This is a genomic window from Bacillus sp. S71 (genome assembly GCF_016625265.1).
Lineage (GTDB): Bacteria > Bacillota > Bacilli > Bacillales > Bacillaceae_G > Bacillus_A > Bacillus_A cereus.
In genome coordinates, this window is record NZ_JACVUW010000006.1 from 242,826 (window position 1) to 262,223 (window position 19,398).

The window sequence follows — 19,398 nt, forward strand, 5'->3', positions numbered from 1 at the left end:
GTGACGATATGAATTTTAATAAACGACTTATTATTCAATTTATCATGCAACACGTTTTTGTTTTAGTTACATTACTTATCGCTGTAGTTGCTGCTTTTACTTATTTAATTTTTCTTCTTACTAGTACTTTATACGAACCTAATATTCCAGATTCTGATAGTTTTACAATTTCAAGATACATCTCTTCAGAAGATGGGCATATTTCGTTACAATCTGAAGTGCAAGATTTAATAAAGGAGAAAAATGATTGGCTCCAAGTTGTAGATGAAAACGGAAAAATCCTCTACCACTTTAATACACCAAATGATGTTCCGAATGCTTATACGAAGACATCTTTAGTCGCATATATACAACATCATATCGAAAGTAATTATAAATTTACATATTGGGAAATTGAATTAGAAGAAAAGAAAGTACTTGTTATTTATGGTGGTATGTTAAAAAGCAATGCGTTACTGACAGCAATTCAAAAGGATCACTCCTCTTTAACGATGGATTCGTTTACATTAACAGATCAAGAAAAACAGTTACTGTCTAAAGAAAAAGCAGCACTTCAAATATTTAATCAAAATGGCGAAGAGGTTTTTGCCTATCCAGCTGGAAAGAAAAAAACATTTTCAGCAATACAAATCGCCCTTAATGAAAAAGAACCGTGGAATCATAAAGAAAACACGTCTAGCTTTTACGATGCAAATAGTGGCAACCTTCTCGTTGTGACTGCGAAAAATGATCACTACTATCCAGATGACGAAATTGAAGATGTATTTACTAAGAAGTTTCTCATCGGATGCGGATTAATCCTTCTTATCGTATTTGTTTATTTAGTCATTCTTTCTATTTGGTACGGTAATAAATTCGGGAAACCGTTATTACATGCGATGCGCTGGCTTAAAAATATCGCTGGTGGAAAGTATGAAGAACCCATTAGTAAAAAAGGAAAACCTGTCAGGTTCCGGCGATCTGGTAAAGAAAAATGGTCATTCCGTTTGTTTAGAGATGTAACAAGTTCACTAGAACACCTTTCTATTACACTCAAAAAAAACGATGCGATGAGGCAAGTACTTCAGCAAACACGAGAAGAATGGATTACCGGTCTAACGCATGATTTAAAAACACCACTTAGCTCTATATATGGCTACGCACTATTACTCGAATCGAATCAATATAACTGGACTGATCGTGATATTCAGCAATTTGGTAGTGTTATGAAAGAGAAATCTCAATATATGACGACATTAATTGATGATTTAAGCTTAACGTATCAATTAAAAAATAACAGCCTTCCTGCCCAACACGTAAACGTTGAAATCAATCAGTTCGTTCAAAAAGTATTATTGCAATTTATTAACAATCCAACACTCCAAAATCAAAATATTGAATTCGTACCGAGCTCAAATAAAATTCAATATTTCATTGAAGAAAAATGGTTCCAGCGTATTATTGAAAACTTACTCGTAAATGCTGTAAAACATAATAACGAAACAACTACTGTCATCGTAAAATTATCACAAAACGCTAATTCCTTTACACTCTCCATTTCAGATGACGGAAAAGGAATGGATGAAAAAACGAAAGAACTTCTATTTGAACGATATTACCGCGGAACAAACACAGAAGAAAGCAACATCGGAACTGGACTTGGCCTAGCCATTACAAAACAGCTCGTTCATGCTCATAACGGGACAATTTCCGTTGATAGTGCACTCGGAAAAGGAACGACGATTATTCTTGTATTTCCGTTTCGTTCGTAGGAAAGACGCTATGTGGCGTCTTTTTTTCTTTTCTGGGAGAATTTTTCGGTAATTGAAATTATGTGGATCGTTTTTTTTTGAGGTGTTTTAGCGGTATATGAAATTATATCGGCGATTTTTTGAATATATCGGCGCAACTCGAATTATATCAGCGATTTTCTAGATATATCGACTTACCGACAATACTAACCTACTTCCTCTACTACTATACAAATTAAAAATAACCCTTCATAACTCACTATGAAAGGTCACTCCATATTTCAGCTATTTCCCTACTAACACAAACACATTCTCATCAGGTGCTTCCATTACTGCAACATGTCCTGATTCTGTTGGAAATGGTTCGCGAATCCATTTTACATCTTTATTATCTTTTAAACTTTCATACGTTTGTTGTACATCTTCTACTAATACTTCGACTTCCGCAAAATTAATATCCGGATGATTGCTTATTACTAACTCCGAACTTTTCTCATCTGGAAACTTCAATCCTATTAACGTCCAAATAACCCCTTCTTCTAATTCTCTTTCTATCATCCAGTTTTGCTTCATTCCCATTTCTTTATAGAAAGAAACTGATCTTTCTATATCTTTCGTATGTATAGATACACATTCTAGTTTTTTGAACATTTTCCCATTTCCCCCTTTATGAAAAAGCGAACCATCTCCCAACGATTCGCTCTTACCCTATTATTTTTTCTTCACCGGTATCCAAAGCTCTACTTGTGCAAACTCACTCTTATCTTCGTGGCAACGCTCATCGTACAGTTCAAACTCCGTAACACCGCAATGTTCATATCCTGAATGCGGGAACCATTCTGAGAATACTGCATTCCAAGTTTGGTGAATAGACGATACCATTTCTTCATGAGGAACTTTCGGCGTTGTAAATACTGCATATGTTGCTGCCGGGAAAGTACGCTTCGCAATTTCATTTGGTACATTTTCAAAGTCTGTAACTTCCATTCCGATAATGTAAGTGAAGTCCCCTGTTTCTAAATTAAAATCAGTACATAATCCAAGCTCTACCCATTGGCTCGTATCTTTACGATTGGGAATTGTTGTCCCAAGATCTTTTTGTAAATATTCTTGCCAAAATACTGGAATGTCTTGATGGTTTTTCCCTTCTTTACTTGTCGTCTTCAATTCATAACCCGCCACTAAAAATTCTGGTTTATTTACAATACGATATTCCATTTGTATGCCCCCTAAATACGGATTTAATTTTCTTTGCTTTACATTCACTCTGTAATACATCGGTGTTTCGATTTCTTGTTTTCGATATTCACTCGGTGTCATTTGAAATAATTTTTTAAAGGCTCTCGTGAACGTTTCGTGAGATTGAAAGCCATGTTCAAACGCGATATCAATAACTTTTTCATCCGTATGAGAAAGTTGATAAGCTGCCCGGGCTAACCTCCTCTTTCGAACATACTCCATTACTGTATCACCTACTAATGCCTGAAATACACGGTGAAAATGCGACTCAGAAAAACCTGCAATGCGAGCTAAATTACGCAGCGTTTGTTTTTCCATTACATCTTCCTCAATATAATCAATTGACCTTTGAATTTGTGTTTCATAGCTTTCCATCTCTGTTCACCCGCCTTATATGTATTATGATAAAAGAGAACGCAATCCAATTCTTGACGTTTTTTACTATAATTCCATAAAAAATTGTAACTTTTTTATATGTATTTCGTTGTTATGTATGAAGGGAGGGAAATTAGTGAAACGCAAACAATCATTAGAAGACATTTATTCAGATCATATGCATGATTTATTTCGCTATCTTCTCTCCCTAACCGGAGATTCTCATTTTGCTGAAGATCTCATGCAGGAAACCTTTTACCGCATGCTCGTCCATATTGATTATTATAAAGGTGAAGAAATTAGGCCGTGGTTATTTACAATAGCCTACAACGCCTTTATCGATTGGTATCGAAAAGAAAAAAAATATAAAACAACTACAGTGGAAGAATTCCATTTACCAAACGTGCCAAGTACAGAACATGAATATTTCGTAAAATTTGAGATCGCTAGTTGGTTAGAAAGTTTATCTTCTATTCCGCTCGAAAGACGAAATGTCCTACTACTACGAGATTACTATGGATTCTCGTATAAAGAAATAGCAGAAATGACCGGTCTCTCATTAGCGAAAGTGAAAATTGAATTACACCGCGGACGGAAAGAAGCGAGAAACATAGAGGAGTGATACAGATGGGATGTGCAGAATTTAAAACACTATGGGAGAAGTACGAAAACGGAACACTCACACGTGATGAACAAGAAGAATTAGAAAATCATATAGAGACTTGTGAGGAATGTGAAGTGTATTTGGATGAATTGCTTACGAAGAGTGCACCGATCAAGAAAAGACTACCACCACAAAATCTTAATGTCCCATTTTGGAAAATAAAATGGAAACAGCGTTGGCAAACTGTTAGTTTTGTTCTTGCGGTTTGTATAGCAATCTATTTTGCCGATCATTTTTCATCTTCTCTTTACTTCAATAATATGAAAAAGTTAGCTGAAGTAAATGAGATTCCAGCACTCGCACTAGAAGCAACAATTCCAAATATTCGTTCCACTGGAGGCAGTACAAAAATCAAACCCTTTTTCCGTACAGAAAATGAAATGAATTTAGTTAAAACTGTCGGCAAAAAAGAAGTTCAATTCGGTACAGTAACAACGAAAAGCTTCTTATCGTCTGTAACTGTTACAAATAAATCTTGGGCAAACAAATTGAATTACTCTAAACTTTCCTTTGTTCATCCGAAAATAAAGCAAGGTGATCATTTGAAAGAACCATCTAAAAAAGTGTGGGATACACTTGCAAAAGTACATGAGGGAACCGTTGCAGAAGTAGCGATATCTTTTGACAAACTTTACACTTTACAAGAATTAGAATCTATTCTATATAGCACATTTGAAGCACAAGAAATGCCACCAACTCCTGTATGGTACGCTTTAGACACAGGACAAGAGAGAATAGATGAGGAAGATTTCATCCTACATGGCGGAGAGGTTATCGGATTTCCAGAACATATAAACCTCCCTGATAGTGAAGCAGAACGACCGAAGACAAAAGAAGATGAAGTACTCGAAATGATGCGCATTCTTTCTGAGCATAAAAAAACTGTAAGTAAAACTACTTGGACTCTTGAAAAAGAGCTGAACTTAGATAAGCGTTATGAGTATGTAAAAGAGAACGGTGTAAAAGTATACGGAATTGTTATTACTGGCCCGTCGAAAGAGTTATTAAAATTACAAAACTCCCCGCACGTACGTTATGCGACTCTTGGAGATATTGAGATTTGGAATTGGTTTGACCAGTAATGTGAAACAAGTAGAGCATCTAGAAGTGATGCTCTACTTGTTTTATTCCCTCTCCACAAACTTCCAAACTAAAAATGCTGCACATAGATAGGAAAGCCCAATAACTAAAAAACTATAGCTTGCCCCTCTGTACCAATTCGATGATTCATTTAAAATGATTCCCATAATCGCTATACCGACTAATGCACCAATTTGACGATTTACATTTAAAGTTGCTCCAGCCATATTGCCATTTTCACGACCGGCAGATTTCATTACAATTGTAGTCATGGCAGGTACTGCTATACCGATTCCAAGATTAACAACACTGTAAATGAGTGCAATTCCTATATAACTCACATTTTTCACTAGAAACATTAATAATACAGATCCTATACTAGCTATAAATAACGCTATGAATAATAGCAAGTTTGATCCAAACTTAGTCACCATTTTTGCAAATAATAAATTTCCAATAACAAATACACTCATCATCGGCAATAGTTGTAATCCTGCTACAAATGGACTTGCTCCGTATGCTTTTTGTAAAAAGAGTCCAAACATAAATATTCCGCCAAATAAAGCAAAGTTTATTAGAAACCCAACTATATTCGCTGAGGTAAACGTCTCGTTTTGGAACAACACTCTTGGCACAACCGAGTTTTTTGACTTTCGTTCTGCATAAACAAAGAGAATTGCGGTTAATACCGTCCCTACTATTCCTCCTAAAATTTGAGACGAGGACCATCCATAACTTGGACCTTCAATTAGAGTAAACGCCAATAATGTTATTGCAATTATACCGATTAAATGATTCACTACATTTATTTTCTCCTTTTCCGGTAAAACATTTGGAATAATTACAAAAGCCACTACAATACCAATCATCCCAATTGGAAGGTTTATAATAAAAATGCTTCGCCAACCAAATGTATTTACTAAAAGGCCACCAATAAAAGGACCCGTACCAGAAGCAATGGATACAATTGCCGACCATATACCAAACATTTTAGCTCTCTTCTTTTCATCCGGGAATGATACTACTAATAAACTAAGTGAACTTGGCATAAATAAAGCCGCTCCAACACCTTGAATTACCCGCCCCATAACAAGAATGTTCCCAGTTGTAGCAATCACACATAAAAGAGATGCGAACACAAAAATAATTAAACCAATCATATATATTTTTTTTGCTCCAAATCGATTGGCTAATGACCCCCCAGCCAATAATAATGCCGCAAAAGATAAAATATATCCGTCGACAATCCATGTCGAACTATACAATGCCAGTCCTAATGTTTCTTGAATATTCACCACTGCAACATTTACTACTGTTACATCTAACGTTGCCATAATAAATCCCATTGCCAAAGCGAATAAAATGATAATACCCGATTTCTCTTTTGTTTGAACATCTGAATTTCTACTAGCCACCCCACCCACTTGCTAACTCCCCTTTCAAAAATTAGTAATTTACCTATATATTCCTTTAGAACTATAATAAAGAAAGTACTTTAATTATAAAAGTACTGATTTTTTATATAGTACCTATACTTTTATATAGTAAGGAGTGTTTATATGGAAAATAAAAACGATGAAATTTTATTGAAATGTCCCATTGAAAAAACAATGTCTGTAATAGGTGGAAAGTGGACTTTCTTAATTTTAAGAGATTTGTTCTATAGTCCTAAACGTTTTGCTGAGCTTGAAAGACGTCTAAGTGGCATTAGCCCACGCACACTCTCTCTTCGCTTAAAAGAACTTGAACAAGAAAATATTATAAAGAGAAAAATCTATTCAACTATGCCACCTCACGTGGAATATTCACTAACAAAAAAAGGCGAAACACTCCGTCCTATTTTTGACGCGATGAAGGACTGGGGAAATGAGTGGAAAATATTAGATGAATAAAAAGAAGGTATCATCTTATGTGATGATACCTTCTTTTTGCTAATCCGCAATCACTTTCACATACATCCCTCTCACCGCTTTTTCATAAGCGATATCACTCATCTGTCTTATTTTTTCTGATACAACAGACGACTGAACAATTTTCCCTTCACGAAGTAACAGCGGATCAATAAGACGCACTTTATTTTTCTGATGTAAATCATAATCATTTCTATCTTCTTTTACTTTTACATTTTGATGAACTTTGCTTAATAAAGCTTCTACTTCGGGGTCATTACATTGCTGCAATTTCGAAATAAGCTCCTCATCTTCAAGAAGAAAATCATCTGCATGAATAATCCTTTTATGAAGAGCTACCTTTAACGTTTTCGCTAACATATCATTTCCGTAAATATTCATTGGTTCCATAAAGAAATCGATTACTTCTTTGTAATACGTTTCTGTAAACCATTCCGCTATTTCGATATTTTGAAGAACCATTTTCCCCTCTACTTCGATGACATCCTCTAAAAAACTATGAACTTCTTCTAAAGAAATATACCCATATGTATACATATCTCGTAACGTATAATCCACTCGATCTGCGCATAATTCTGGCGCTGACCTTTCCAGTAACGTCCACTTCGAATCATCTAATAAAATATCTTCATAGTTATAACCATGCTTCGCAAGGATCGCTGGAATTTCTGAGTTTTTCACAACAGAACTAAATATCTCTTCATGATAACTTTCATCTTCATTATCAAAAACATAATCAATCACGTGGGAAAAAGCAGTATGTGATATGTCATGCAGTAAACCAGCAATCTGTTCTTCTACTGAACCACCTAGTTTTTTCACTAATAACATAACACCCACTGAATGCTCAAAACGAGTTACATTCCATTTCTCGTTCATTAAGTAACTTGCGCCTGCTTGGTGAATTCCCTTTAGTCTTTGCATAGGCTTACTTAAAAATAATTCTTCTAGCACTGCATCCACTTCAAATTTTCCGTATAGTACATCTGATATGATCACTTACAATCCCCCTTTTCAAGCAAAGTCTTTTTATATTATCTCTTTTTTGAAGAAGCGTAAATATACTATTCTGCAATTTGAATATAAACGTTTTGTTTTTATAAAAAAAGCAGGTTCTCCTATTCTTATCAAGTTCAATCATAAAAAAGAAAATATTTTCACACCCCCTCTTTTTTGTTTTAATAGATTTATACATACATATTTATTAAAGAAAAAAGCAACGAATAGAGTCAATTAGAAACTGACTTACAATTATAATATGAAAGGTCGGATAACTATGGACAGTTATTTTCCAAAAGCGGGGAAGTTAATTGGCGGTATCATTATGCTTATTATCTTGCTTTCATCTCTTTGGCTTATATGGATTGGAGAAACGAACATTCGTTACAGTGGAGATCATAAGGGCACAATCCCTTTTTGGTACAAGTGGATCCCTGTTATTGTCGGTATACTCCTTGTCCGTTTCCTACCATTTCATCATAAAAACTATAATCCCCTTCAACAATTTGAACCAAGGCGCATCATAATTCAAACTGCTATCTTATTCTTAAGTGGCTCCCTCTTCACGATTTGTCTTCTCACCACGAACTTTGAAGGAATGGCATTACAATTGTGGTTTATGATATTTAAAATTATTTTATTATTATTCACTCCATTAATGCTGCTTTTGTTTTATAAAAAAGAACGACCAAAGCAAGTAAAATCAACAGGGGATATTAGATGGTATCAGTTTACACCACTTATTGTCATTATAATCTGGGGTTACTTCAACTTCTTTTCTATATTCTCTACACCATTTGTTTCAATGAAAATGGAACCGACGATTTTAATCTCCATTTTACTTGTAGGGTTTCTTATAAATAGTCTACTTGAAGAGATTTTTTATAGAGTTTGGTTGCAAACACGTTTGGAATTATTACTAGGTACTTGGCCGGCTATTCTTCTTACATCATTGTTATGGGCAAGCTGGCATATCGCATTACATGGCTCTGGTCATTGGGATATTGATACAGCTACGGTCATTGTGAACCTTGGTATCGTAGGTCTATTCCTTGGATATTTGTGGGCGCGTTATCGTAAGGTATGGGTAATTATTATTGTTCATGGATTAATTAATGCACATCCACAACAACTAATTGAGATTATATTTAAGTAAAGAGCGCGATTGAGAAATAAAAAATAAAAGGGATTATACATGATTAATATGTATAATCCCTTTTATTTAACCTTATTCAAACGTAACTTCTACCTGCACAATCTCCGACCTACTACCAAGTCTAAGCGGTGGTCCCCAAAATCCAAATCCAGAAGAAACAATTGCGTGGAACGCGCCTTTTTGTGCGTATCCCCAGTCTAGCTCGTACATTCTTCTCGTTACAATATGATTGGGCGCCATTTGTCCGCGGTGCGTATGACCGGATAACAATAAGTCTACACCAGCATCCGCTGCCTGTTTCAACTCAAATGGCTGATGATCCATTGCGATAACTGGCATGGATTTATCCACTGTACTCATAAGTTTTTCAAAGCTTTGGCGATCTCGCTCTGTTTTATCTCTTCTTCCAACGAGATAGAAATCATCTTCAATGGTGATTACTTTATCTAAAAGAATACGAATATCAATCTTATCCATCTCTTGTAAAAACTCTGGAACCGCTCTGCCGTAGTATTCATGGTTTCCTAATACGCCATATACACCTAATGGTGCTTTCATTTGTTTCATGATTGGTCCCATATTCTTTTGAATGAACACACCTGGATGATCATCGATAATATCACCTGGCAGCAAAATAATATCAGGTTCCATCTCATTTACATGACGAACAAGTCTTTTTAAATGTGAAACGCCAGACAGTTTACCGAAATGCATATCAGAAGCCATCGCAATGCGTAAACTTTTACGCCCCTCTACTTTTTTCGGTATGTGCACTTCGTACTTTCTTACTACCGGACTATACGCATTAAATACTCCGTACGCAAAGATAAAGATAAATGCAGCTATCACAGCCGCCCCTGTCCAAATAATTGCTGCTTCTTTCTCCACTGAAAACTGTAAAAGAAAGACCATAATATCAGCTAATGGCAACAACATAAGTGCATATTGTATAACCGCAAACCAAATCGAACCTATCGTTCGCAGAAATGGCAGAAACTTAAACACTTGCACGAGAATGTACGCATATGAAATAAATGCGACTATGAAAGCATAATATCCCCAAGATTCCCAGCCAAATACCGCATGAAGCCAAACCCATCCGTTCCAGCCGATGTAAAACATAAGTAGTGTGTATATAATTAATATGGTAAATATATTGAGATAACGAAGATTCTTCACAGCCAGCCTCCTTATTGATTTCTTCTATTATAACTTGTTATGCACTTATAACGTAAATATTAAGCACTTCAATCTTCAGAATAAGAACATTGATAAACATATTGTCTTAAAATTTTTAAGAACGGCTGTAATGGACATTTTCGAGTCTTAAGTGTTGGATGAAATTCTATTATCTTTATCCTTCAAAACTCATCTATGCAATTATGCATAACCATCCATTACGTTTTATTTTCATGTTACGATATAAATGTAATACGACATATATCGACAAAGATAAAAGGAAGTGATTGTATGAAACGTTCTAAAACCTACTTAAAATGTTTAGCATTATCCGCTGTTTTTGCTAGTAGTGCTGTAACTCTTTCAACACCTGCTACTTACGCTCAAACGACGTCACAAGTTGTAACAGATATCGGGCAAAATGCAAAAACACATACGAGCTATAATACATTTAATAATGATCAAGCTGATAATATGACAATGTCTTTAAAGGTAACTTTTATCGATGATCCAAGCGCTGATAAACAGATTGCCGTTATTAATACAACTGGTAGTTTTCTAAAAGCAAATCCTACTATAAGTGATGCACCTATTGATAACTACCCAATCCCTGGCGCTAGTGCAACATTACGTTATCCTTCACAATATGATGTTGCATTTAACCTTCAAGATAACAGCGCTCGTTTCTTTAACGTAGCACCTACAAATGCTGTAGAAGAAACGACTGTAACATCTAGCGTATCTTATCAACTTGGTGGCTCTGTTAAAGCTTCTGTAACGCCTAATGGCCCTAGCGGTGAAGCTGGTGCAACTGGTCAAGTCACTTGGTCTGACTCTGTAAGCTATAAACAAACTAGTTATAAAACAAATTTAATTGACCAAACAAACAAAAACGTAAAGTGGAACGTATTCTTTAACGGATATAACAATCAAAACTGGGGTATTTACACACGTGACTCCTATCATTCTTTATATGGAAACCAACTTTTCATGTACTCTCGCACATACCTATATGAATCTGATGCAAAAGGTAATTTAATACCGATGGATCAACTTCCAGCATTAACAAATAGCGGTTTCTCTCCTGGTATGATTGCTGTTGTTATCTCTGAAAAAAATACAGATCAATCTAACTTACAAGTCGCTTATACAAAACACGCCGACGATTACCAACTTCGTCCAGGCTACACATTCGGAACTGCAAACTGGGTTGGAAACAACGTAAAAGACGTTGATCAAAAAACATTTAATAAATTGTTCACACTAGATTGGAAGAATAAAAAATTGGTAGAGCAAAAATAAGTAAAAAAAACGAAGGGACTATTTAGACTCTTCGTTTTTTACTTATTCATAATAAGATCCCGCGAGTAATACCGTCGCTATGAAATTCTATGATATATTTTTAGGCATCTCTTCACCTTTATTTTGAAAAGCACCATCACAATCATTTAGCCATGCTTCCAATGATTCTAACGTTATATTCTCCCACTCATCTTTATTTTCTTTAAAATCTTTTTGAAGATAAAACAGGAATTCTACTAGTTTTTCTTTTGAATCTACACCATTAGCTAACTCATAAATATCCATATTATTACTCCTTTCAAATACAAGTAAAATCCGCAATCTCTTCAACACAAAAACATTCTTTTTTATAAAATGCTATCTTGTTATTAAAGATAGATTTCTTCTTTCCAACTACTGGATTTAGATTGAACTACTATTAGATTTTCACTTTCCCATTTTAATGTACCCAAAAATCTTGCATACACCATTTCATTCCCTACCTCTTCCACCAATAATTGATCTCGAATCTTTAATCCCTTTTCATCATACACTTCACATCGTAGCTGGAAACCTTTAACACGATGAATTCCTTTTAATATCGCTATCTTCTTACGGCTTGGACTTTTCTTAGGTGTCTTTCCAACTAAAAATATTCCTTCATAGTTTTGCTTCACAATTTCATCTAAAGATTCCTCTATATACCCTTTAACAACAGATGATGAAAGAGTAGAGTTTTCTTCAAGTCCAGGGACAACATATTGGCGTACTAATTTGCAAAACTCTTTGTATTTCTCTTCAACTGATTCCAGTGTTAAGAAATTCATAAAATCATAAGGAACCAGTATACTAATTTCACCCGATGCCCTATTCACTTTATATGAAACATCAGTGTGCTCCTTAGCTAAACAATAAACAGTAACTTTCTCAATTTCTTTTAATCCCATCTCAAACTCGCTAACTTTCTTTGCGAAAATCAACTCAAAAATCCTAATTTCATGTACAAGCAAATAATGTTTTTTAGGACGTTTTTTTTCCAATCGTAAAACTTTACTTCAAGCAATATAATTCACTCCTTTAAATTTATCACCATGGCATCAGGGACCTATGATACCTTTTATTAATTTATTAAACTGTACTCCTTTTTCATTCTACCTTATCTATATTTTTAATATGCTTACTCACAACGCACGCGGTGACATAACAGCCATAAATACATCACTTCTCTCACCTGGTGCCATATACATTCCTTCTGCATCTAAATATTCAATGGAAAAGGCTGCTAGCTCATACGCCATTTCTTGATCGCATTCAAAAAGTGGATTTATAAAAACCTCACTTCCTGTAATCTTTTGTAAATCTTTCAAACAGTTAGACTTACTTCTTGTATAATCAGCCACATTCTCATTAGCCCAAGACCACATCCAACTGTTACTCTTTCCAGACCAGGACCCTATAAAAACAACACTAAATTCAAGTAACACTTGACCATTTTTTTTAAACTGTAATATACATTGATCTTGATCATACCAATACTCATCAAAGTTATCGATATTATAATCCGAAATGAATTTTTGCTGTTTACTTTCTAATTTGTCATAACACATAACAAGATAATTCTCGAATTGTTCATCCGTCATTGCCAATTATCACACGCTTCCTTCCTTCAAGATCCTGCTACAAACAATATATCTTACTCTCTCAAAACCTATATAAAGTGAAACTTTAATCAGCCCTTACCAATTGGGCTTTTACAGGCAGCCCGCCCCCCACATATCATATACGTTTTTACCACTAAGCTATCTTAATATATACAACGAAACAAGAGCTTATATAAGCTCTTGTTTCCATAAATAGTTTCTTTACTCAGTCTAATTTATTTTATCACGATAAATAAATTCAATATTACACAAATGCACCCCAACCATCTGTATATCCACCAAACTCTTCACCCAGTTTATTCAATTCCTTTTGCATCTCTACGATATCCTCATAAATTAAGAACATTTCTTTAGAACAAGTACATGTCCAATCTTCAAATTCTTCATTATAATCTAACTCACAATTTAAGCCCAGCGCTTGTACTCTGCCAATTATTTTTTCTCCATTACCTTGATCAGGAATTGCAATAAAGAAATCTACTATATGTTTTTTATTAACATCTATACCTTGCTTGTATAACATATTTAATACTTGTCCATCTTCATCTTTTGGGAATTTCATTATAATCCCCTCCTATATACCATTAAAACTCTTATTTTTATGCGAATAATGCCTCTTATCCATAAAGCTACCAAATTCTATCCCTTTACAGACACTAAAATCATCATCTACAACATTACTTTCTGCAAAAGAGAACTACTTTAATCTACACAATGTTTCTATAAAACTTATTGTAATTACATCCCCACAACTAAAAATATTTAGGACCTCTAAATATTAAATAGCAGAAAAATCTTCAATACTATATTAGCACTCAAATCTACTATAATCCTCAAAATGAGTAACTAAATTTGTCTATCCTAGTTCCATATTAAAAAGAAAGTTTTCAAATAACTCCAATTCAAATTTATCCCTCGTCTTTAAATACTCTTTCTTTTTCTCAATGATTTGTTCTAGCATCTCTTCTTTATTTAATAACAAGGCTAATCCAATAGCATTTTGTGCTCGCGTCCCATCAAATATTGTCCCTATTAATCCAGCCTCATCATCATCTCTTACACATAAATCAAATACATTTTCCATATCTACATACTTATCAATATATGGAATGAAGTATTCCTTAACTTCTTTTAAAATATCCATAGTAACAGGTAAAATATCTTCTTCCTTTTCAACACGCCACCTTTTTTGCTCTCTATAGACTAAATTCCCTAAATCAACTCCAATTGTATAGGTTTCCTTTTTCTCTCTAATTGTTAAACCGTCAGCCCATTGATTTTTCATATTTTCTAATTCATCAAAACGAATTCCCACATCCACCGTCACATCAAAATCTTCTAGGTGATTGATAAAGGCTAAATGTATACCGATTTTTCCTTTATCAAATTTTTTCACCAGGTCTTGTTGTGTAATCCTAGTCTTATAACCGTCTTCTTTTAACTCTTCACCTAGATCTTGCAGTAGCTTTAATTTTAATTCTTTTTTGTTCATATAATTCCTTCCGCTCTCTATTTTGATTTGTCCCACGAGGATTAGATACATGTCCTATCCTATATATAAAGAAAAAGAGCCTATATTCGCTCTTCCTTCATATACACATTTAACAAATGCATCTTTCTAACCACTAACTTTTCTGGTGATATATTAATAGCCTCTAAAAGCAAACTGAATATACATGTATGTACCAACACCATAAATAACAAAAGCAACTATAGTAATTAGCCAATTTTCACGATTTTTTTGTACATACTTCGAGCATGCCCAAAAAAGAAGTAAAATAATTAATTGAATTGCAGTCACTTTTGAGACAGCAATTATAGTAGTTTCTGTAACAAATACTACCCATGTCCCGAACAACATCCGAATACAAAAAATAATCGCCCCAATACGTGTTTCAGTATATTGTTTATTTATATTTATAAAAAATATATCTTGCAACATAACAGTTAATGTTAATACAGCTACTAAAGCCAAGATAGAAATGAATTCTAAAAATTCTATAAGCACTTTTAGCCTCCCTTTTGACATCATTTTATTATAATTTTCATTAAAGATTCTTACTATCATGTAACTAGGTCTACAAATACCCTCTCATTATCTATACAGTTTTCGCATACATAATATGAAAATAACAGCTAAGACCATAAATAATAAGTGCAATCATTGTAATATACCACTTTCCTCTGTACTTCTTTACACACTGCATAAGCCCCCAAAGGAAAAGTAATATAATTGATTGAATCACTAAAATATTTAGCGGGGGACGCTTTCTATCTGTTTCATATAATGGATTGATGGTGCCACTCTTTCTCCTACCTTATATATCTTTTTATAGGGATATACTTTTAAATTTTACGTAGAATATATCTTTCAGGCAGGCCGCTCCCCTGCTCAGCTTGAAAATATAATAATTTACTCGGTATGCATGAAATTAAACAAGGTAAACCACACCAAATAACTTTTTCTATTGCACATTCTAATCCCATAAAACTCCCATCAATTTCACTAATAAGGGACATTACGTAACAAGAATCCTTTGCTCCATATTTTTTTAATTGCGTTGATATTCCTTCAGCATACACCATATTTTTTGGGATAGATTCAAAATACATAGAATTTAAGATAGTGTCATGGTTATGCGCCAAACGCCCTAATGCCTTCACTCTTTTTTTAGGTGAAGTTAGTTCAAAAATAATTCTATCCTGGATTTTTTTTTGAAAAAAACTCCTAACTATGAGTTCTTCATATTCTTTATCCATGTATCTTTTATCCTCCTATATTCTTAAAGTTACCTTTTCTGAAAAATATAAGTGGTGCGACATATATATATATTAATTAACTTTGGATATCTCCAGTATCTCCTTGCGCTAAAAAAATCATTTAATTACCTCTTATTATTTTCATGTTGCATAAATATCGAAATTATTACTAGCAATTGTTAAAAGCGCACCATCATATTGAATAAATGCACACGCCGATGATGGAACTAATTCGATTTGTGGTACAACACATTCTCCCATTAAACACTTCATCAATTTACTTTGATTTATTTCCTCTAGTTTAATACCAACGCTATTTCCTAAACTGATAATAGCAAAAGTATTTTCTATACTTACACCATAAAAATACTTGATTATATATGATACTTCTGTCCTTGGTATAGAATCAAAAACAAAGAAAATGTTCCTTCTTCCCGAATCAAAAACTGTGTAGGAAATGTTTTTAGACTCTATTTCTTCTTTCACATTTTTTTCCTCAGATTTATCTACATGTACAATAAACTGATTAATCCTCTCTTGAACAAGTAAACTTAAATTATCAACATTACGATTATAATCATCAAATAAATCTGTTTCATAAATATCAGTTATATTACTAACACGGTATATATTTGCATCTTCAATACGTTGAACCTTTTCGAATGTAAACTCCATAATACACCTTCTTTTCTCTCAAAGTTATATTTATCCCTATTCCATCCTACTATTCTCATTTAATAATATTAAGTTTATCTATTCCTATTTGTTTTTATAAATCAATAATAATCTAATTCTCCTCACAGAGAATCCGCTTTTCACCTTATAATACGCTACTTGTAGAGTATGCATACCATTCCCTTTTCCATATCTGTTTCGTATAACGGATTAATGTTGTCTCCATTTAAATCAAAATTCCGAATTATAGGCATTTAAATCCCTAGCTTCTTTAAAGTAATTTCTAAATTTATCATCAATATTTATATCGTTACTTAATAACAACATCAAACTGGAATCCCAACAAACAATTTCAAGTTTTGCTTGAGGGTGCTGAATATTTGGACTTGGTACCCAGATCCCTTCGTTTCCATTTGCATAGGGCTCTACAAGCAAATTATTAATATCAATGTTTATAGACTTATCAAACGCAGATAGTACGCCCCAAATAAATTGAGGATTATATTTCTTTACGAGATTTGAAAGATCTTCACCTGCTATCCAAACTATTGGATGCGACATTTTAGGATAATCTCGGATAAGTTTCTCTTCCTGATGTGCGACAATCTCCATGTCTGTTATAAGCCAATTAAACTCTTTTTCCCTACCTTCAAATGAGTCAAAAACGGAAGCCAAAACTGTATGTTTAGATCCATGTAAAATGAAGTTCATCCAATCCCTCCAATTAGTAACAATCGATAAGTTAGCCTTCTTGAACTTATTATGTGTAGATAATTAAACAAATACCAATGAATACTGTTACTATACACAATATAATAGTTGTTGCAGTATCTAGCAAAATGCTTACGGCTAGGAAAATTATTGATTTAAGGGAAAAAGAAGGTCCTTTTTCTTTCCATTGCCGATAGATTTGTATCATTGCATAAATTAATGGAATCATACCACCTATAATCAGAATAATCCCTATTATTTTCTCCATGTTTCCTCTCCTTTTAAAGATTCGAATCAATAAATATAATATATAATCATACGCCCTCAGAATATATCCTTATATTTTTGGAGTTATTCTACACATGCAAAACTCTCTAATCATAGCTACGCTCGTATTAAGCGCATTGTTAAAAATTATATAATCTTTCATTCTGTAATTAACGGAACTTTCCATCTGCTAAAAACGTTGCCATACAGCTTAACATTTTCTAAGGTATTAAATTTCCTAAGATATCAATTAGCTCTTCTAATGCTCTTCCCAAATCGTTTATATTGTCTCGTTCATCAAAACCTTTTTCCGTTAATTCATCTACTATAATATCTCTCAATTTATTTATTTTTTCAGTTTCTATCATACTTAAGTCTTCATAAACATTTAACCATAGTAAATGTTTATTTTGTGATTCTAATGTCTGTTTCAATAAAATCTGCATCTCTTTATTTAATTTAAACAACCTTATCTTCTCCTTTCCCAGTTTATTTTGAACCCTTAGCAAAAGTTGTAATTACTTTACCTTTTTTATTTAAAACTACTACAGCCTGTTTACTAGTAGATTTAGTTCTACCGCCACTTTGTATAACTTTTTCGCCAGTTTTAACAGCATTTAAAATCACCTTAGATGATACTCCTACAGCTTTATTACTACCTCTTACTATAGCAGCCTTTATTGCTTGTTTACCTGCACTTTTCAGCACACTTTGCATCGCTTTTCGATTTCCAACTTTTACTTGGGACGCCTTTACCTTACATTTTGTTTTAGATTGTTTCCACCCTTTAGATGCTCCCGTTATAAACGATCCCAATTTACTAACAAAATTCCCTCCACCCATAAAATTAAAACTATAGCTCTCTGCCCAACCCTTTATTCCCGCTTTTACTCCCCTAGAGTTAGCATAAGCTGTTCTGTCATCATAAATCCACAATCGTGTCGTCACCCAAAGACGATATGCCCAATGTCCATCCGGATCCACCGATAAGAACACACCATGGTCTGGATTATAGTACCTCGCAATCAAGTAATACATTCCAATTTCTTTATCATACATGTATCCCCCATATCCAAACGGATTATCTGCGGCGATACCTTTCGTCTCACTCTTTAATACATTACCCCTTGCATCATATTCATACGTTGCTACAACTTCTCTATTTTGATCTGTCATCGCGACTACATCACCACGTGGGTTGTAGTGATAGTATAGTGTTTGCCCTTTTGATTTCATAGCTAAGCGTGTACCACTTGTGGAGTATACATATTGACGAAGAACATTTCCACTACTATCCGTCTCATATAACGGATTAATGCTATCGCCATCATAGAAGTAGCGTGTTACTTGACCATTTATACTCTTTTCAATACGACGGTTATTCTCATCATATTTATAAGTTGCGAATGCATTGCTCTCACCTTGTTTTGTGATAGCTACAAGTTGGTCATTTTCATTCCATGTATACTTGTACTTTCCATCAGATGTACGATTGCCATTCGCATCATACGTTAACGATTCGTTTCCGAATTTTACAAGCTGATTTCCTTCATTGAATGTTGCCGCTATGGACTTTGTTTCTTTTCCATTCTCTACAACCTTAACACTTGTACGGTTGCCTGCTTGGTCATATTCATATCGTTCAGAAAGTAGAATACTGTTTGACGTACCTACTACTAAATCTTTAATTTTGTTCGCATGATCATAGTTG

General features: G+C 34.0%; 22 protein-coding genes and 2 pseudogenes. 7 read left to right on the plus strand and 17 right to left on the minus strand.

Features of this window, described 5'->3' with window-relative positions:
• Positions 1-8: 8 nt before the first annotated feature.
• The gene (locus IBT51_RS16385) at positions 9-1,751 is read left to right on the plus strand and encodes a sensor histidine kinase (protein ID WP_001010445.1); all 1,743 of its coding nucleotides are present in this window, start codon (positions 9-11) and stop codon (positions 1,749-1,751) included.
• 264 nt (positions 1,752-2,015) lie between these two features.
• On the opposite strand, the gene IBT51_RS16390 is transcribed toward IBT51_RS16385, so the two are convergent.
• Together IBT51_RS16390 and IBT51_RS16395 are read right to left on the minus strand one after the other, a co-directional pair.
• Positions 2,016-2,381, minus strand: coding sequence for a VOC family protein (locus IBT51_RS16390; protein ID WP_200458426.1), 366 nt, complete (start codon positions 2,379-2,381; stop codon positions 2,016-2,018).
• 60 nt (positions 2,382-2,441) lie between these two features.
• The gene (locus tag IBT51_RS16395) at positions 2,442-3,344 is read right to left on the minus strand and encodes an AraC family transcriptional regulator (protein WP_000446842.1); all 903 of its coding nucleotides are present in this window, start codon (positions 3,342-3,344) and stop codon (positions 2,442-2,444) included.
• Positions 3,345-3,462: 118 nt separating this feature from the next.
• On the opposite strand from IBT51_RS16395, the gene IBT51_RS16400 reads away from it, so the two are divergent.
• Both IBT51_RS16400 and IBT51_RS16405 read left to right on the plus strand, forming a co-directional pair.
• The gene (locus IBT51_RS16400) at positions 3,463-3,966 is read left to right on the plus strand and encodes an RNA polymerase sigma factor (protein WP_003269770.1); all 504 of its coding nucleotides are present in this window, start codon (positions 3,463-3,465) and stop codon (positions 3,964-3,966) included.
• Between the two features lie 5 nt (positions 3,967-3,971).
• Positions 3,972-5,090 (plus strand): anti-sigma factor, encoded by a 1,119-nt coding sequence (locus IBT51_RS16405; protein WP_064532865.1) that lies wholly within the window; start codon positions 3,972-3,974, stop codon positions 5,088-5,090.
• 42 nt (positions 5,091-5,132) lie between these two features.
• Here IBT51_RS16405 and IBT51_RS16410 read toward each other — a convergent pair whose 3' ends face one another.
• Complete coding sequence (locus tag IBT51_RS16410; protein WP_200458427.1) at positions 5,133-6,512, minus strand: DHA2 family efflux MFS transporter permease subunit; 1,380 nt, start codon at positions 6,510-6,512, stop codon at positions 5,133-5,135.
• Between the two features lie 135 nt (positions 6,513-6,647).
• On the opposite strand from IBT51_RS16410, the gene IBT51_RS16415 reads away from it, so the two are divergent.
• The gene (locus tag IBT51_RS16415; RefSeq protein WP_064532861.1) at positions 6,648-6,980 is read left to right on the plus strand and encodes a winged helix-turn-helix transcriptional regulator; all 333 of its coding nucleotides are present in this window, start codon (positions 6,648-6,650) and stop codon (positions 6,978-6,980) included.
• A 39-nt stretch (positions 6,981-7,019) separates the two neighbouring features.
• Here the strand turns inward: IBT51_RS16415 and IBT51_RS16420 are convergent, their stop codons facing one another.
• Complete coding sequence (locus IBT51_RS16420) at positions 7,020-7,997, minus strand: HD domain-containing protein (RefSeq protein WP_197242075.1); 978 nt, start codon at positions 7,995-7,997, stop codon at positions 7,020-7,022.
• A gap of 277 nt (positions 7,998-8,274) precedes the next feature.
• On the opposite strand from IBT51_RS16420, the gene IBT51_RS16425 reads away from it, so the two are divergent.
• Positions 8,275-9,153 carry a CPBP family intramembrane glutamic endopeptidase gene (locus tag IBT51_RS16425; protein WP_088022526.1) on the plus strand — a complete coding sequence of 293 codons (879 nt, stop codon included), beginning with the start codon at positions 8,275-8,277 and terminating at the stop codon, positions 9,151-9,153.
• Positions 9,154-9,225: 72 nt separating this feature from the next.
• Here the strand turns inward: IBT51_RS16425 and IBT51_RS16430 are convergent, their stop codons facing one another.
• A complete protein-coding gene (locus IBT51_RS16430; protein ID WP_200458428.1) occupies positions 9,226-10,332 on the minus strand; it encodes a metallophosphoesterase in 1,107 nt (368 codons plus the stop codon).
• Positions 10,333-10,366: 34 nt separating this feature from the next.
• Between IBT51_RS16430 and IBT51_RS27315 the strand changes: the two are divergent.
• Both IBT51_RS27315 and cytK2 read left to right on the plus strand, forming a co-directional pair.
• A pseudogene (locus IBT51_RS27315) lies at positions 10,367-10,480 on the plus strand (TetR family transcriptional regulator); the annotation flags it as partial.
• Between the two features lie 143 nt (positions 10,481-10,623).
• Positions 10,624-11,634, plus strand: coding sequence for a beta-channel forming cytolysin CytK2 (gene cytK2, locus IBT51_RS16440; protein WP_200458429.1), 1,011 nt, complete (start codon positions 10,624-10,626; stop codon positions 11,632-11,634).
• Between the two features lie 87 nt (positions 11,635-11,721).
• On the opposite strand, the gene IBT51_RS16445 is transcribed toward cytK2, so the two are convergent.
• From IBT51_RS16445 to IBT51_RS16500, 12 genes and pseudogenes are all read right to left on the minus strand, one after another.
• On the minus strand, positions 11,722-11,919 hold the full coding sequence (locus IBT51_RS16445) for a DUF7660 family protein (protein ID WP_069355186.1): 198 nt from the start codon (positions 11,917-11,919) through the stop codon (positions 11,722-11,724).
• An 83-nt stretch (positions 11,920-12,002) separates the two neighbouring features.
• Positions 12,003-12,676: pseudogene (locus tag IBT51_RS16450) on the minus strand (hypothetical protein).
• 118 nt (positions 12,677-12,794) lie between these two features.
• Positions 12,795-13,259, minus strand: a complete 465-nt coding sequence (locus IBT51_RS16455; RefSeq protein WP_001251757.1) for a DUF6882 domain-containing protein — start codon at positions 13,257-13,259, stop codon at positions 12,795-12,797.
• Between the two features lie 259 nt (positions 13,260-13,518).
• Positions 13,519-13,836 (minus strand): ribonuclease E inhibitor RraB, encoded by a 318-nt coding sequence (locus IBT51_RS16460; protein ID WP_200458430.1) that lies wholly within the window; start codon positions 13,834-13,836, stop codon positions 13,519-13,521.
• Positions 13,837-14,130: 294 nt separating this feature from the next.
• Positions 14,131-14,766, minus strand: a complete 636-nt coding sequence (locus tag IBT51_RS16465) for a hypothetical protein (protein WP_200458431.1) — start codon at positions 14,764-14,766, stop codon at positions 14,131-14,133.
• Positions 14,767-14,919: 153 nt separating this feature from the next.
• Positions 14,920-15,282: a hypothetical protein gene (locus tag IBT51_RS16470; RefSeq protein WP_200458432.1), complete on the minus strand. Its 363-nt coding sequence runs from the start codon at positions 15,280-15,282 to the stop codon at positions 14,920-14,922.
• Positions 15,283-15,620: 338 nt separating this feature from the next.
• A complete protein-coding gene (locus IBT51_RS27070) occupies positions 15,621-16,034 on the minus strand; it encodes a hypothetical protein (protein WP_234465768.1) in 414 nt (137 codons plus the stop codon).
• Between the two features lie 141 nt (positions 16,035-16,175).
• Positions 16,176-16,709, minus strand: a complete 534-nt coding sequence (locus tag IBT51_RS16480; protein WP_000397230.1) for a hypothetical protein — start codon at positions 16,707-16,709, stop codon at positions 16,176-16,178.
• A 231-nt stretch (positions 16,710-16,940) separates the two neighbouring features.
• Positions 16,941-17,420, minus strand: coding sequence for a hypothetical protein (locus IBT51_RS16485; protein WP_200458433.1), 480 nt, complete (start codon positions 17,418-17,420; stop codon positions 16,941-16,943).
• 49 nt (positions 17,421-17,469) lie between these two features.
• Positions 17,470-17,688 (minus strand): hypothetical protein, encoded by a 219-nt coding sequence (locus tag IBT51_RS16490; protein WP_200458434.1) that lies wholly within the window; start codon positions 17,686-17,688, stop codon positions 17,470-17,472.
• 220 nt (positions 17,689-17,908) lie between these two features.
• On the minus strand, positions 17,909-18,154 hold the full coding sequence (locus IBT51_RS16495; RefSeq protein ID WP_200458435.1) for a hypothetical protein: 246 nt from the start codon (positions 18,152-18,154) through the stop codon (positions 17,909-17,911).
• Between the two features lie 22 nt (positions 18,155-18,176).
• A partial coding sequence (locus tag IBT51_RS16500) for an RHS repeat domain-containing protein (RefSeq protein ID WP_234472623.1) occupies positions 18,177-19,398 on the minus strand: 1,222 nt, incomplete at its 5' end.

Bases quoted from the DNA above. Each gene is read 5' to 3' on its own strand.
- IBT51_RS16425 (WP_088022526.1), top strand. From the start codon at position 8,275: ATGGACAGTTATTTTCCAAAAGCGGGGAAGTTAATTGGCGGTATCATT.
- IBT51_RS16490 (WP_200458434.1), bottom strand. From the start codon at position 17,688: ATGGAGAAAATAATAGGGATTATTCTGATTATAGGTGGTATGATTCCA.
- IBT51_RS27070 (WP_234465768.1), bottom strand. From the start codon at position 16,034: ATGGATAAAGAATATGAAGAACTCATAGTTAGGAGTTTTTTTCAAAAA.
- IBT51_RS16390 (WP_200458426.1), bottom strand. From the start codon at position 2,381: ATGTTCAAAAAACTAGAATGTGTATCTATACATACGAAAGATATAGAA.
- IBT51_RS16400 (WP_003269770.1), top strand. From the start codon at position 3,463: ATGAAGGGAGGGAAATTAGTGAAACGCAAACAATCATTAGAAGACATT.
- IBT51_RS16395 (WP_000446842.1), bottom strand. From the start codon at position 3,344: ATGGAAAGCTATGAAACACAAATTCAAAGGTCAATTGATTATATTGAG.
- IBT51_RS16405 (WP_064532865.1), top strand. From the start codon at position 3,972: ATGGGATGTGCAGAATTTAAAACACTATGGGAGAAGTACGAAAACGGA.
- IBT51_RS16485 (WP_200458433.1), bottom strand. From the start codon at position 17,420: ATGAACTTCATTTTACATGGATCTAAACATACAGTTTTGGCTTCCGTT.
- IBT51_RS16480 (WP_000397230.1), bottom strand. From the start codon at position 16,709: ATGGAGTTTACATTCGAAAAGGTTCAACGTATTGAAGATGCAAATATA.
- cytK2 (WP_200458429.1), top strand. From the start codon at position 10,624: ATGAAACGTTCTAAAACCTACTTAAAATGTTTAGCATTATCCGCTGTT.
- IBT51_RS16460 (WP_200458430.1), bottom strand. From the start codon at position 13,836: ATGAAATTCCCAAAAGATGAAGATGGACAAGTATTAAATATGTTATAC.
- IBT51_RS16465 (WP_200458431.1), bottom strand. From the start codon at position 14,766: ATGAACAAAAAAGAATTAAAATTAAAGCTACTGCAAGATCTAGGTGAA.
- IBT51_RS16445 (WP_069355186.1), bottom strand. From the start codon at position 11,919: ATGGATATTTATGAGTTAGCTAATGGTGTAGATTCAAAAGAAAAACTA.
- IBT51_RS16415 (WP_064532861.1), top strand. From the start codon at position 6,648: ATGGAAAATAAAAACGATGAAATTTTATTGAAATGTCCCATTGAAAAA.
- IBT51_RS16385 (WP_001010445.1), top strand. From the start codon at position 9: ATGAATTTTAATAAACGACTTATTATTCAATTTATCATGCAACACGTT.